Origin of the sequence: Pseudomonas triticicola, from assembly GCF_019145375.1 — a bacterium.
GTDB classification, from domain to species: domain Bacteria; phylum Pseudomonadota; class Gammaproteobacteria; order Pseudomonadales; family Pseudomonadaceae; genus Aquipseudomonas; species Aquipseudomonas triticicola.
This window is the reverse complement of the sequence record NZ_JAHSTX010000001.1, coordinates 791,512-804,104: the sequence shown is the minus strand read 5'-3', so window position 1 is coordinate 804,104 and position 12,593 is coordinate 791,512. Positions and strand designations below refer to the sequence as shown.

Here is a 12,593-nt window from a genome sequence, read left to right as displayed (position 1 = left end):
GAAAAGCGCCTTTGACATGACCATTCAGGCCGACGGTTTCGTACCCTTGAAACCCCGTATCGCCTGACAGGGCCTGCTCGAATGCTCAATGACAAGGAAAGTCCCTTCACCCTTACGCTGACCGACAGCGGATTGCGCCTGCCGGTGGTGCGTTTTCGCGGCGAGGAAGCGCTGAACCAGCCTTACCGTTTCGACATCGAACTGCTCGGCCTGGCCCCGGCCATCGTCCCGGGATCCTTCCTGCACCGGCCAGCCTTTCTGCGGCTCAGTGAGCAGCACGGGTTGCACGGCGTCATTTCCAGCGCCAGTTGCGAACATCGCGGGACGCATCGGGTCGGCTATCGACTGATTCTGGTGCCGCATCTGCAACAACTGGCGCAAACGCACAAACGCCGCGTGTTTACTCACCTGAGTACGCCGCAGATCATCCAGCAACTGCTCGAGGAACATGCCCTGCCAGCGCACAGCTACCGCATTGAAATGAGCGTCGGTCACTACCCGGCAAGGGCGTTTTGCATTCAGTACGAAGAAAGCGATCTGGCATTGCTGCAGCGGCTATGCGAAGAAGAAGGCATCCACTATCACTTCGAACATGGGCCGGACGGACACGTCGTGGTGTTCGCCGACGACAGCCTGAGCCTGCCCCAGCAACCGGTCGAAATCCCTTTCAATGCTGATGAGCAACCACCATCGCCCTGCGTTAGCGCACTCTATCAACAGCATCGCGCGGCGCCCGTGCCGATGCTGCATGCAGTGCGCAATCGCGGTCAGCCAACCGGCAACGCCGAAGCCGCCAACGAAGTCTCCACCGAGTTGCCGATGCCCGCGCGATCGCCGGAACGTCTGCACGCCGAACAGCGCAGCCGCCGTCATCTGCAACGCCAGCGCTGCCAATTGCGTTCCATTCACGGGCGCAGTGATTGCAGCGATTTGCTCAGTGGCCGACTGCTGCTTGTGGCCGACCACCCGATCCATCATTTCAACGAACAATGGCTCATATGCGCCGTGCGCCACCAAGGGCAGCACCCTTCGATCCTTGATCCGGCGCCAAGCGTTCAGCGTTATCACAACGACTTCACTGCGCAGCCCTGGTCGACCGACTTCCGTCCGCCACTCAAACAAGCTCGCCCGAATATTGCCGGTTATCACTTGGCGAAAGTCGCGGGTGCGCCTGGGCAACCTGCGCAAGTGGACGAAAACGGCTGCCTCGCTGTAAGCCTGTGGCCGTCTGCGGATAAATCCGCCAGCGATGCCCTGTGGCTGCCGATCGCCATGAGCCGGCTCAGCGGCCCCGTCGCCGTCGATCAATTACCGCGTGCCGGCAGTGAAGTGTGGGTGAGTTTCCTCGACAGTGATCCGGACCGACCGATCCTGTGCCTCAGCCACGCACGCCAGCCGCCGGAGCGCGAATCAGAACCCGCGCGCGACAGCCTGTTGCTCGACTGGCTGAGCCACCGCGCCGAGCAGTAGTCCCAGGCTCAGCCCGGCCTGCCGATACCGTTGTGCACCGAGTGCGAAAAAGTGTCGTATAGGCGGCCGCGCCCCTTCGCGAGCAGGCTCGCTCCCACATGGGACCGCGCTCTGTAGTGTGGGAGCGAGCCTGCTCGCGAAGGAGTCGCCTCGGTTTTCAGTCTGGCGCCAGATCAAAAAACGCCTGAATCAAGCGCAACTCGCGCCGGCGCTCCATACAGCCAATCATGTGCCGGTTCACCAGCCCTTCCCCGGCAATCGGGATCGCCACCACGCGCGGGTCATGACTGACCTCCACCGATGACACCACACCGACCCCCAACTCGGCCGCGACCGCTTCGGTCACCGCCTCGCGACTGTCCAGCTCCAGCAACACCCGCGGCTGAATCGAGGCCTGCGCACACGCCTGGTCAAACGTGCGCCGGGTGATCGAAGTCGGCTCGCGCAGGACCATGATCACTTGGTCCAGCTCCTTGAGTTTCATTTCCCCGGAGCGATTCGCCCAGCGATGCCCCGCCGGCACCAGCGCGCAGATCCGCGATTCGCTCAGCGCTTGCAGATGCAGGCCCTTGCGCGGCTCGACCTCGGTCAGCACCGCGACATCGGCGTGTTCCGACAACAGCGCCGCCAAAGTTTCCTGCGCGTTGCCCAGACGCAGGTTCACGGTGATCCCCGGATAGCGTGCGCGCAGGCTTGCCAGCATCGGCATGACCATGTGCGGCCCGTCCGCCGCCACCTCCAGACGCCCGGTCAGTAACTGCCGATTGGCCTCGAGCAGCGTCTGCGCTTCTTCCGCCAGGCCGAACATGGCGCGAGTGATCGCCGCCAGTTTGGTGCCCTCCTCGGTCAGTTCCACCCGTCGCGCGGTGCGCCGCAGCAAGGTGATCTGGTAATGCTCTTCCAGTGCCTTGATGTGTCCGGTGACTGCCGGCTGGCTGATGAACAACCTCGCAGCCGCGCGGGTGAAGCTGCCTTCGCGGGCCACGGCATCGAAGGCGCGCAGCTGAAACAGATTCATGGATAACCCTCACTGATGGCTGGCATAACAACAAACAATTTGATTGATGCAACGGCGAATTGCAACGTAGGCCCCGTAGCTTCATCCCACAGCGTTTTCGCGAGGACAAACGAATGAGTACCGCCGCACCGATTCTGCTCACTCCCGGCCCGTTGACCACTTCGGCCCGCACCCGCCAGGCCATGATGGTCGATTGGGGTTCGTGGGATGACCGCTTCAACCAGCTGACCGCCAGCCTGTGCGAGCAATTGCTGGCCATCCTCAACGGCGCCGCCAGCCACCATTGCGTACCGTTACAGGGCAGCGGCACCTTCGCCGTCGAAGCGGCGATCGGCACGCTGGTACCGCGCGACGGCAAAATCCTCGTGCTGATCAACGGCGCGTACGGCAAGCGTCTGGCGAAGATCTGCGAAGTGCTCGGCCGCTCGTTCAGCACCTTCGAAACCGCCGAAGACGAACCGACCACCGCCGCCGACGTCGACCGCTTGCTGCGCGCCGACGCTGACATCACCCACGTGGCGCTGATCCACTGCGAAACCAGCACCGGCATTCTCAATCCGCTGGCCGAGATCGCCGAGGTCGTTGCGCAACATGGCAAACGCCTGATCATCGACGCCATGAGCTCATTCGGCGCATTGCCAGTGGATGCGCAGAAAGTACCGTTCGACGCGCTGATTGCCGCTTCCGGCAAATGCCTGGAAGGCGTACCGGGGATGGGTTTTGTCTTCGCCCGCAAGGAATCGCTGGCCGCTGCGGCTGGCAACTCGCACTCGCTGGCGATGGACCTGTACGACCAGCACGCCTACATGATGAAAACCGGGCAATGGCGCTTCACCCCGCCCACCCATGTGGTCGCGGCGCTGCACCAAGCACTGCTGCAATACAGCGAAGAAGGCGGCCTGCCGGCGCGGCATGCGCGGTATGCGGCCAACTGTAAGGCGCTGATGGAAGAGATGACCAAGCTCGGCTTGCGCAGCTTCCTGCCGGCGGCAATTCAGGCGCCGATCATCGCCACGTTCCATGCGCCGCAGGATCCGCGTTACCAGTTCAAGGACTTCTATGAGCGGGTCAAGGCCAAGGGTTACATCCTCTACCCCGGCAAACTGACCCAGGTCGAAACCTTCCGCGTCGGCTGCATCGGCCACGTCACCCCGGACGAAATACGCCAGGCCGTAGCAGCAGTGGGTGAAGTGCTGCGCGAGATGGAAGTGCTCGATATCTGAGCCTCACCTCGCTCCCACATTTTGATCTCATTTTCAAATCAGGAATTGATTGCCATGAACTACACCCATCCAAGCAAGCTGCAAGCCGCGATCCTCGACTGGGCCGGTACCGTAGTCGATTTCGGCTCGTTCGCGCCGACGCAAATCTTCGTCGAAGCCTTCGCCGAATTCGATGTCCAGGTGTCGATTGAAGAAGCCCGTGGGCCGATGGGCATGGGCAAGTGGGACCACATCCGCACCCTCTGTGATCAGCCGCAAGTGGCCGAGCGTTATCGCAAGGTGTTCGGCCGCACGCCGACCGACGATGACGTCACCGCTATCTACAACCGCTTCATGCCGTTGCAGATCGAGAAAATCGCCGAGCACTCGGCACTGATTCCCGGCGCGCTGGACGCCATCGCCCAACTGCGCGCACAAGGCATCAAGATCGGTTCCTGCTCCGGTTACCCGAAAGCGGTCATGGACAAAGTCGTCGAACTCGCCGCCAGCAACGGCTACGTCGCCGACCACGTGGTCGCCACCGACGAAGTGCCAAACGGTCGTCCATGGCCGGCGCAAGCGTTGGCCAACGTGATCGCTCTGGGCATCGACGATGTTGCAGCGTGCGTGAAGATCGACGACACCGTGCCGGGCATTCTCGAAGGTCGCCGGGCCGGCATGTGGACGGTTGCGCTGATTTGCTCGGGCAACGCGCTGGGTCTGGACTACGAGGGTTTCCGCGCGCTCGGCAGCGATGAACTCGCCAGCGAACGCCAGCGCATCCACGCGCTGTTTGAAAGCTCGCGCCCGCATTACATGATCGACACTATCAGCGATCTGCCGGAAGTCATCGCCGACATCAACAAGCGTCTGGCCAACGGTGAGATGCCGCAAAACGCCTGAGGCTGAAAAACTAAAACACCGCTGATGGTAATCAGCGGTGTTTTTTTTGCACTGCCTTGAATGAAGACATCGCTTGGTTATGACTTATTCGGAAATAAGGTTACCTTGCGCATCGTACGCAAGACCATCGGGATGTTTAACACTTCCGTCCGGCAATTGTTCAGTTCCATCTTCCCAGACAATACGGCCGTCCGGATATTCAACGGTATTATCCGGCCAGACGATTCGCCCGTCCGGATACTCTACCCGGCCGTCTTCATATTGAATGATGCCGTCGGGACGCTTGATCGAAGTTTTATCTACAGCGACTACGCTGCCGTCAGGCAGTGTGGTGGAGCCATCGACATTGACTTTCGCACCAATTGTTTGAATCAGCGTTATCAAGGCCACAGGATCGATGTTGATGTTAAGGGTCGGCCATGGCATTGGCGGACGCTTGGTGTCAACCGGGGCCACAGGTTTGGTCGGCGCCACTGGTTTGGTTGGCGCTACTGGCTTGGTCGGCGCTACTGGCTTGGTTGGCGTCACTGGCTTGGTCGGCGCCACTGGCTTGGTTGGCGCTACTGGCTTGGTCGGCGCTACCGGCTTGGTCGGCGCCACTGGCTTGGTTGGCGCTACTGGCTTGGTCGGCGCCACTGGCTTGGTTGGCGCTACTGGCTTGGTCGGCGCCACTGGCTTGGTTGGCGCTACCGGCTTGGTCGGCGCCACTGGTTTGGTTGGAATTACTGGCTTTGTCGGTGCTACCGGCTTTGACGTCGTGGTAGTAGGGCGAGGCTTGGAGATCGGACTTTTCATATTCACACTCAATTTGATAAATATAGTTTTGATCTTTAATAACAAACTAAAGAGCCGATCCGACAATAATCACGCACAACAAACTATTCAAACCAAAAGAAACCACAAGATATAAACAACATAGAGTTACGCTGCACAGACCAAAGCACAACAATAACTTTCAATAAACAGAAGTCATAAACCGTAAAACTCGAACTTCGATTGATTGCAAATATCATCACGCCGCAGGTTGGCATGTATTGATCGCGACCATCGGCTACTTCGCTGCAAATCCGCGTCGTCCCTGCAGGCCACCCGTGTGGGCAAAGACCAGACGCGTGCCGACCGCGAATTCGCCTGACTCGACATGCTGCTTGAGCGCCAGCAAGGCCTTGCCGGTGTACAGCGGTTCCAAAGGGATGCCGCTGGTTTGCTCGGTCTGATCGATGAAGGTCAGCAACGCCTCGTCAACTTTGGCGAAACCGCCGCGGCTGGCATCGATCAGTTGATAATCCGCCGCAGGCTGGGTGGCGTGCGCGAGGATCGACTCAATGTTCGGCGCTACGCCGTGATCATCCGGCACTGCCAGAGCACCGTACACCGCGCGCTTGCCTTGCTCGGCGAGCGCCAGTCCGGCCAGTGTCGTGCCGGTGCCACAGGCCAGCCACCAGGCGTCGAAATCATCCCAGCCGAGCTTGGCCAATTGCTCTTCGGCCTGCTGCCTGATCGCTGCGCAACCCAAGGCGCCGGCCAGTCCACCACCGCCCTCGGGCACCGCATGCAGCGTCGGATATTGCGCTTGCCATGGCACCCAGAATCCCGCTTCGTGCCGCGCGCGATAGCCGGCGTAACCGAGCCAATGCAACTGCATGCCGAACGCTTGCAGATCCCGCACTGTCGGCGTTTCCTGCGGGTGCCCGCGCAGCAGTCCCACGGTCTTGAAGCCCAGCCGCTCGCCCGCCGCCGCCAGCGCATGCAGATGATTGGAATGCGCACCGCCGAGGCTGATGATGCCCTCGGCGCCGGCACGCTCGGCGGCTTTGAGATGTTCAACGAGTTTGAACCACTTGTTGCCGCTGATCAGCGGGTCGATGCGATCGAGGCGCAGGATCGCGACTTCGATGCCCGCGCTTGTCAGCCAGTCCAGACGGAGCGGTTCGAGGGGGGCCTGGGGTTGCCAGTTGGGGGGAGGCAAAAGCATAAATGCCGGCTCTGTTTGCAGAGCCAGCATCTTAACAGCAGTCGCAAAAAACCTGCTGTTTGCAAGCGAACCTGCTCGCGAAGGCGTCGTGTCAGGCGAAATCTTCGTAGCTGACGCTCCGCTTTCGCGAGCAGGCTCGCTCCCACAGGTGATGCGGTGTGTTTACAACTCAGCCGCCAGCCGCGAACCCTGATTGATCGCGCGCTTGGCATCCAGCTCCGCCGCGACATCCGCGCCGCCGATCAAGTGCACGTTCTGCCCGGCTTCAACCAGACCATCGTGCAACTCACGCAACGGATCCTGCCCCGCACAGATCACGATGTTGTCCACTGCCAGCAGTTGCGGCTCGCCGGATTCGCCGATGCGAATGTGCAAGCCTTGGTCATCGATGCTCAGGTATTCGACGCTGTTGAGCATCTGCACCTGCTTGTTCTTCAGACCGGTACGGTGAATCCAGCCGGTGGTTTTGCCCAGACCGTCGCCGACCTTGGTTTTCTTGCGCTGCAACAGGAACACCTCACGGGCCGGCGCATGCGGAGCCGCTTTGATTCCCGCCACACCACCACGGGCCTCCAGTTGCGTGTCGATGCCCCACTCTTTCCAGAACGCCGCGCGATCCAGACTGGTGGCCACGCCTTGATGAACGAGAAATTCAGAGACATCGAAACCGATCCCGCCTGCACCGATCACCGCGACACGCTTGCCGACCGGCTTGCGCTCGAGGATCACATCCAGATAACTCAGCACCTTGGCATTCTCGACGCCCGGAATCGCCGGCACGCGCGGGGCGATACCGGTGGCAAGGATGATCTCGTCGTAACCGCCTTCGACCAGCTTGGCCACGTCGACACGGGTGTTCAGGCACACCTCGACATTCGTCGTTTGCAGCTTGCGGTTGAAGTAGCGCAGGGTTTCGAAGAACTCTTCCTTGCCCGGTACGCGCTTGGCGATGTTGAACTGCCCACCGATCTCGCTGGCCGAATCGAACAGCGTCACCTGATGACCGCGCTCGGCGGCCACGGTGGCGGCGGACAAACCCGCTGGGCCGGCACCGACCACGGCGATTTTCTTGATCTGCTGCACCGGCAGGTAATTGAGTTCGGTTTCGTGGCAGGCACGCGGGTTGACCAGGCAACTGGTGAGTTTGCCGCCAAAGGTGTGGTCGAGGCACGCCTGGTTGCAGCCGATGCAGGTGTTGATTTCGTCGGCACGGCCTGCTGCGGCCTTGTTGACGAAGTCCGGATCGGCGAGGAATGGGCGGGCCATGGAGACCATGTCGGCATCGCCCTCGGCAAGAATCTGCTCGGCAATTTCAGGGGTATTGATGCGGTTGGTGGTGATCAGCGGAATACTCACCGAGCCGCGCAACTTGGCCGTGACCTTGCTGAACGCTGCACGCGGAACCTTGGTGGCGATGGTCGGAATCCGCGCTTCGTGCCAGCCGATACCGGTGTTGATGATGGTCGCGCCCGCCTGTTCGATGGCTTTGGCCAGCATGACGATTTCATCCCAGGTGCTGCCACCTTCGACCAGATCGAGCATCGACAGGCGGAAGATGATGATGAAATTCGGCCCGACCGCTTCGCGCACACGACGGACAATTTCTACCGGCAGGCGCATGCGGTTTTCGTAGCTGCCACCCCAGCGGTCGGTGCGGTGGTTGGTGTGCGCGGCGAGGAACTGGTTAATGAAGTAACCTTCCGAACCCATGATTTCGACACCGTCGTATTCGGCGGTTTGCGCCAATACCGAGCAGGTGACGAAATCGCTGATCTGCTTCTCGATGCCCTCTTCGTCCAGCTCTTTTGGCTTGAACGGGTTGATCGGCGCTTGAATCGCGCTCGGTGCTACCTGTTTCGGGCTGTAGGCATAGCGGCCGGCGTGGAGAATCTGCATGCAGATCTTGCCGCCCGCCTCGTGCACCGCGCGAGTGACGATGCGGTGCTTGAGCGCCTCTTCCTCGGTAGTGAGCTTGGCCGCGCCGGAATACACGCCGCCCTCGTCATTCGGGCCGATGCCGCCGGTGACCATCAGGCCGACACCGCCACGGGCACGTTCGGCGAAGTACGCCGCCATGCGCTCGAAGCCACCCGGCTTTTCTTCAAGGCCAGTGTGCATCGAGCCCATCAGGGTACGGTTGCGCAGCGTGGTGAATCCCAGGTCCAGCGGGGCCAGCAAATGCGGGTAATGAGCGGCGGTCATCGGTAACTCCACAACGAGCGATCACGGAAAAGTTGCGGGAGCTCTACGTCCCCCGTCAGTCATGTTCGACAGACTAAGAGTCGCACCGCTGTCACTCAATGACCGTAACTGACAAGTTATTGATCCAAATGCACAGCGCCCCTTGGCAACCCGGGCCATGGGCCCTACCCTAGTCGGCACATCCTGTACCCGGCTGTTGTTGGTTTTCATGCGCAAACTTCTGTATCTGTTTTTCTCCATGGCCCTCGTTGCCGCCCTGACCACCTACGCCATGTGGGCGGCAGACCGGCCGGCGGGACATTACCTGTCGGACCTGCGCATCAAGCTCGCCGTCAATCAGGGCACGCCCGGCGACCGTGGCAATCTGCTCGGCATCCAGCCCGAACTGTTCCCCACCGATTACCAAAGCTCCGCACGCCTGCACCGCAAGCTTGCGGCGTACCTTCAGCAGGCCCGCGATCAAGGCTTGCTCAACGAAAAAACCGTGGTGGTATTGCCCGAGCACGTCGGCACCTGGCTGATGATCAGCGGCGAGAAAGACGAGCTTTATCAGGCGCCGACCCTGGCGGAGGCGATGAACTGGCTGGCGGCGAGCAATCCGCTGTTGTTTGCCCGAGCATGGCTGCGGGCCAAGGGCGAGCAACGCCTGGATGACGCTTATCTGCGGATGAAAGCCAAGGCCATGGCCAAGGATTACCAGGCGCTGTTCGGCGGTCTGGCCAAGGAGTTCCAGGTCACTCTGGTCGCCGGCTCCATCGTGCTGCCGGAGCCAAGCATCCGCGACGGCCGGCTCAAGCCCGGCAGCGGCGCCCTGTTCAACAGCAGCGTGGTGTTTGGTCGCGATGGCGTACCGTTGGGTCAGCCGCAGCGGCAGATGCATCCGATCTTCGATCAGCAAGGTGTGATTCAGGCCGAAGACAAACACGCCATCCAGGTCGTCGACACACCGGCCGGACGCTTGGGCATCCTGATCGGCAGTGACAGCTGGTATCCCGGCAACTACCGCACCCTCGATGAACAAGGCGCGCAACTGGTGGCCGTGCCGGCGCAAGTCATCGGCCAGGGCGCCTGGGACAAACCATGGCGCGGCTACAAAGGTTCGAGCACGCCGGGGTCGGTCAGCCTCAAGCCCGGCGACCTCAGCGAAGGTCAGGCCTGGCATCGACTGACTCTCACCGCGCAACCGCCAAGCAGTCGCGCTATTGCCGGCGTCAGTGTGTTCATGCGCGGGCAGTTCTGGGACAAGCCGAGTACCGGCAGAAGCTTCCTCAGCAGCAACGGCCAGCAGTTCGCCGATGGCGAGGCCCGTGGTGCGCGTTTGCTGAACGTCTGGCTGTAAACCATGAAGCCGCAGCCGATGCGCCTCGGGGATCTGTCGGTGGGCTTCGTCCATAGTCTGGCCGACGCCGTGCGCAGCCACGGCACCGACCCGCTGCCTCTGCTCGAGCAATACGGCCTCGATGCCGCGCGACTGGCCGAGGCCGGGGCACGCTTGTCGATCCCGCGTTACATGCGCTTGGGCCATGCGGCGATTCAACTGACCGGCGATCCGGCCCTGGGCCTGCGCATGGGCCGGATGATCCGCTTGAATCAGGCTGGGCTGGCCGGCATCACCGCCGCGCAAGCCCCCACCGTGCGCGAAGCGGCCCGCTGCCTGACGCGCTTCGAACCGCTCTACGGCTCCAACTATCGCGGGCAGTCCAGTTTTCACGAAGATGCCAACGGTGCGTGGCTGCGCTTCTACTCGATCAGCCCTTACAACGCCTATAACCGCTTCGTGGTCGACTCGATCCTCGCCGGCTGGCTGCATCAGTTGTCGAGCCTGTGCGGCGAAACGTTGCGCGCCGAGCGGATCGAAATCGAATTCGAAGCGCCGGATTACCGCGACGCCTACACAATGCTCGGTGACTGCCCGATCCAGTTCAGCGCCGAACGCAATCAGCTGCGCCTGAGTTTGAACAGCCTTGCCCTGCGCAATCCCGAACATTGCCCGAGCACCTGGCGACATCTGCTGCAATTGTGCGAGCGGGAGCTGGAACAACTGACCCGCACCCGCAGTTTGCGCGAGCGCATCACGCAACTGTTAGGCCCGCTGCTGAACGGCGGCCGCGAGCCGGATCTCGAGGAAGTCGCGGCACGCCTGAAACTGCCAACCTGGACCTTACGCCGCAAACTCGCCGAGGAAGGCACGCAGTTTCGCGCGATCCTCAATGACACACGCCGCGATTTGGCGATGACCTACATCCGCGACACCGAACTGGCGTTCGGCGAAATCGCCTACCTGCTTGGCTTCGCCTCAGCCGAAGCCTTCCAGCGCGCATTCAAACGCTGGAGCGGGCAGACGCCCGGCGAATCCCGACGAAATTACCGCTCGGGAGCCTGAAGCTCAGAGCTCCGTCGCGTCGTCAGCCGGTTCCGGTTGATCCAGTTCAAAGGCCTGGTATTCGAGCAGTTCTTCCTGATACTCATCCATCGTATAAATCCCCCAAACCGCTCGCTGTGTAAATGGCCTGATCAATCGACCTGTGCCCCGAGCATAAAGTGCCCGTGTGAAGGAAAAGTGAAACGCGGCCTTCATGAATAAAACGTAGCAGGTGGCTGGGGATTTATCGCGGCGATGGTGTCGCAGGTATGTAACCAGACTTTAAGCCAACCCGAAAACTACTGTGGGAGCGAGCCTGCTCGCGAAGGCGGTGTGTCAGTCTGATCATCTGTCGACTGACACTACGCATTCGCGAGCAGGCTCGCTCCCACTGGGTCTCGCTTGGTTTCTTATTGGCCCGACGCAGGCATCGCCGGAATCGGCTCCGACGGTGGCGGAATATCCGGGTTGGTCGGTGGCGTGATGGTTTCGCTGGCGGGCGTGGGCTCTTCCACGGGCGCTGGGGCAGGCGTAATCGGCGTCGATTCCGCTGGCGGTACCACCGGCTCGGAACTCACTGGTGCGGTTTCAGCCGGGGCTGGTGCAGGTTCTGCAGCCGGCGCTGGCGTTGCTGCCGGTTCCGCTGCAGGCGCCAGAGGAGCAGGTGCAGGCGCGGCTTTTGGTTCTGGCACGCCGAGGTCGGTTTTCGGTTTTTCTTCGATATGCGCCGCTTTCTTCGCATCGGCGGGCAGGAACTGCTCCACCAGAGTGAAGAAGCGCTCGTAGAACTTCTGCGCCGTGACCGTCTCGCTGGCGACCTTGACCATCGAATCATCCGAGGAGCCGATCGGCATCGACACCGAGCCCAACACACCAACCCCGAGGCTGGCCGAGTTGTTGGTCTTCTTCAACGCATAACGATCCTGCAGGGCGTTGGCGAACACCGTCGCATGATGCCCGGCGCTGCCATCTTCGGCGCAGACCACGTTGAAGCTGATCTCGAGATGGGTCTCGCCGGTCTGCTGGAAGCTCTTGTGACCGCTGACCAGCTTCGGATCACTGCTGGTAATGATGTAGCCCTGACTGAGCAACGCGCGCCGGGCCGCTTCGCAACTGGCGGTGTCGGTTACCGGATAATTGCGCGAAAAGGTGCCGGAGTCATCGAAGTTCTCATGCTCATAGATCGGCTTGTCCTTCGAACAACCGGCCACCGCAGTCAACAAAAGCGCCAGCCCGACAACACGCATGGGAGTGGAAATCAACATTGAACATCCTGAGGGAAAACAGTCCGGGGCGTATTGTGCAACAGATCGCCGCCCCATGGCGCATGGAATAGTGTCAAGAATCGGTTACAACTTTACCGATCATGACCGCCAGGAAAAAGCCGCGTGGACAAATGATCGATCAACGCGCGCAATTTCGCCGTGGCTTGTCGGCTCAATGGCCACAACACCCTAACAG

Annotated in this window: 10 protein-coding genes; 5 read left to right on the top strand and 5 right to left on the bottom strand. The window is 61.2% G+C overall.

All coding sequences use genetic code 11. From position 1 onward, the window contains the following. Positions 1-81: 81 nt before the first annotated feature. A complete protein-coding gene (locus KVG85_RS03690; protein ID WP_217863003.1) occupies positions 82-1,470 on the top strand; it encodes a type VI secretion system Vgr family protein in 1,389 nt (462 codons plus the stop codon). Between the two features lie 157 nt (positions 1,471-1,627). Here KVG85_RS03690 and KVG85_RS03685 read toward each other — a convergent pair whose 3' ends face one another. Next, positions 1,628-2,488 (bottom strand): LysR substrate-binding domain-containing protein, encoded by an 861-nt coding sequence (locus tag KVG85_RS03685; protein WP_217863002.1) that lies wholly within the window; start codon positions 2,486-2,488, stop codon positions 1,628-1,630. A 113-nt stretch (positions 2,489-2,601) separates the two neighbouring features. Here KVG85_RS03685 and KVG85_RS03680 point away from each other — a divergent pair, with 113 nt between their 5' ends. Both KVG85_RS03680 and phnX read left to right on the top strand, forming a co-directional pair. Continuing rightward, positions 2,602-3,711 (top strand): 2-aminoethylphosphonate--pyruvate transaminase, encoded by a 1,110-nt coding sequence (locus KVG85_RS03680; RefSeq protein ID WP_217863001.1) that lies wholly within the window; start codon positions 2,602-2,604, stop codon positions 3,709-3,711. A 54-nt stretch (positions 3,712-3,765) separates the two neighbouring features. Beyond that, positions 3,766-4,593 carry a phosphonoacetaldehyde hydrolase gene (gene phnX / locus KVG85_RS03675; RefSeq protein ID WP_217863000.1) on the top strand — a complete coding sequence of 276 codons (828 nt, stop codon included), beginning with the start codon at positions 3,766-3,768 and terminating at the stop codon, positions 4,591-4,593. A gap of 84 nt (positions 4,594-4,677) precedes the next feature. Here phnX and KVG85_RS26095 read toward each other — a convergent pair whose 3' ends face one another. The 3 genes from KVG85_RS26095 to KVG85_RS03660 form a co-directional block, all read right to left on the bottom strand. Continuing rightward, complete coding sequence (locus KVG85_RS26095) at positions 4,678-5,388, bottom strand: hypothetical protein (RefSeq protein WP_217862999.1); 711 nt, start codon at positions 5,386-5,388, stop codon at positions 4,678-4,680. Positions 5,389-5,644: 256 nt separating this feature from the next. Next, positions 5,645-6,568 carry a 1-aminocyclopropane-1-carboxylate deaminase/D-cysteine desulfhydrase gene (locus KVG85_RS03665; protein WP_217862998.1) on the bottom strand — a complete coding sequence of 308 codons (924 nt, stop codon included), beginning with the start codon at positions 6,566-6,568 and terminating at the stop codon, positions 5,645-5,647. Positions 6,569-6,730: 162 nt separating this feature from the next. After that, entirely contained in the window at positions 6,731-8,770 is a 2,040-nt protein-coding gene (locus tag KVG85_RS03660; RefSeq protein WP_123442093.1) for an NADPH-dependent 2,4-dienoyl-CoA reductase, read from the bottom strand. Positions 8,771-8,978: 208 nt separating this feature from the next. Here KVG85_RS03660 and KVG85_RS03655 point away from each other — a divergent pair, with 208 nt between their 5' ends. Together KVG85_RS03655 and KVG85_RS03650 are read left to right on the top strand one after the other, a co-directional pair. Next, complete coding sequence (locus KVG85_RS03655) at positions 8,979-10,109, top strand: nitrilase-related carbon-nitrogen hydrolase (protein WP_217862997.1); 1,131 nt, start codon at positions 8,979-8,981, stop codon at positions 10,107-10,109. A 3-nt stretch (positions 10,110-10,112) separates the two neighbouring features. Further along, on the top strand, positions 10,113-11,153 hold the full coding sequence (locus KVG85_RS03650) for an AraC family transcriptional regulator (protein ID WP_217862996.1): 1,041 nt from the start codon (positions 10,113-10,115) through the stop codon (positions 11,151-11,153). A 389-nt stretch (positions 11,154-11,542) separates the two neighbouring features. On the opposite strand, the gene KVG85_RS03645 is transcribed toward KVG85_RS03650, so the two are convergent. Beyond that, entirely contained in the window at positions 11,543-12,397 is an 855-nt protein-coding gene (locus tag KVG85_RS03645) for a DUF2242 domain-containing protein (protein ID WP_217862995.1), read from the bottom strand. Positions 12,398-12,593: the final 196 nt, after the last annotated feature.

Bases quoted from the DNA above. Each gene is read 5' to 3' on its own strand.
- KVG85_RS03650 (WP_217862996.1), top strand. From the start codon at position 10,113: ATGAAGCCGCAGCCGATGCGCCTCGGGGATCTGTCGGTGGGCTTCGTC.
- phnX (WP_217863000.1), top strand. From the start codon at position 3,766: ATGAACTACACCCATCCAAGCAAGCTGCAAGCCGCGATCCTCGACTGG.
- KVG85_RS03660 (WP_123442093.1), bottom strand. From the start codon at position 8,770: ATGACCGCCGCTCATTACCCGCATTTGCTGGCCCCGCTGGACCTGGGA.
- KVG85_RS26095 (WP_217862999.1), bottom strand. From the start codon at position 5,388: ATGAAAAGTCCGATCTCCAAGCCTCGCCCTACTACCACGACGTCAAAG.
- KVG85_RS03645 (WP_217862995.1), bottom strand. From the start codon at position 12,397: ATGTTGATTTCCACTCCCATGCGTGTTGTCGGGCTGGCGCTTTTGTTG.
- KVG85_RS03685 (WP_217863002.1), bottom strand. From the start codon at position 2,488: ATGAATCTGTTTCAGCTGCGCGCCTTCGATGCCGTGGCCCGCGAAGGC.
- KVG85_RS03680 (WP_217863001.1), top strand. From the start codon at position 2,602: ATGAGTACCGCCGCACCGATTCTGCTCACTCCCGGCCCGTTGACCACT.
- KVG85_RS03665 (WP_217862998.1), bottom strand. From the start codon at position 6,568: ATGCTTTTGCCTCCCCCCAACTGGCAACCCCAGGCCCCCCTCGAACCG.
- KVG85_RS03690 (WP_217863003.1), top strand. From the start codon at position 82: ATGCTCAATGACAAGGAAAGTCCCTTCACCCTTACGCTGACCGACAGC.
- KVG85_RS03655 (WP_217862997.1), top strand. From the start codon at position 8,979: ATGCGCAAACTTCTGTATCTGTTTTTCTCCATGGCCCTCGTTGCCGCC.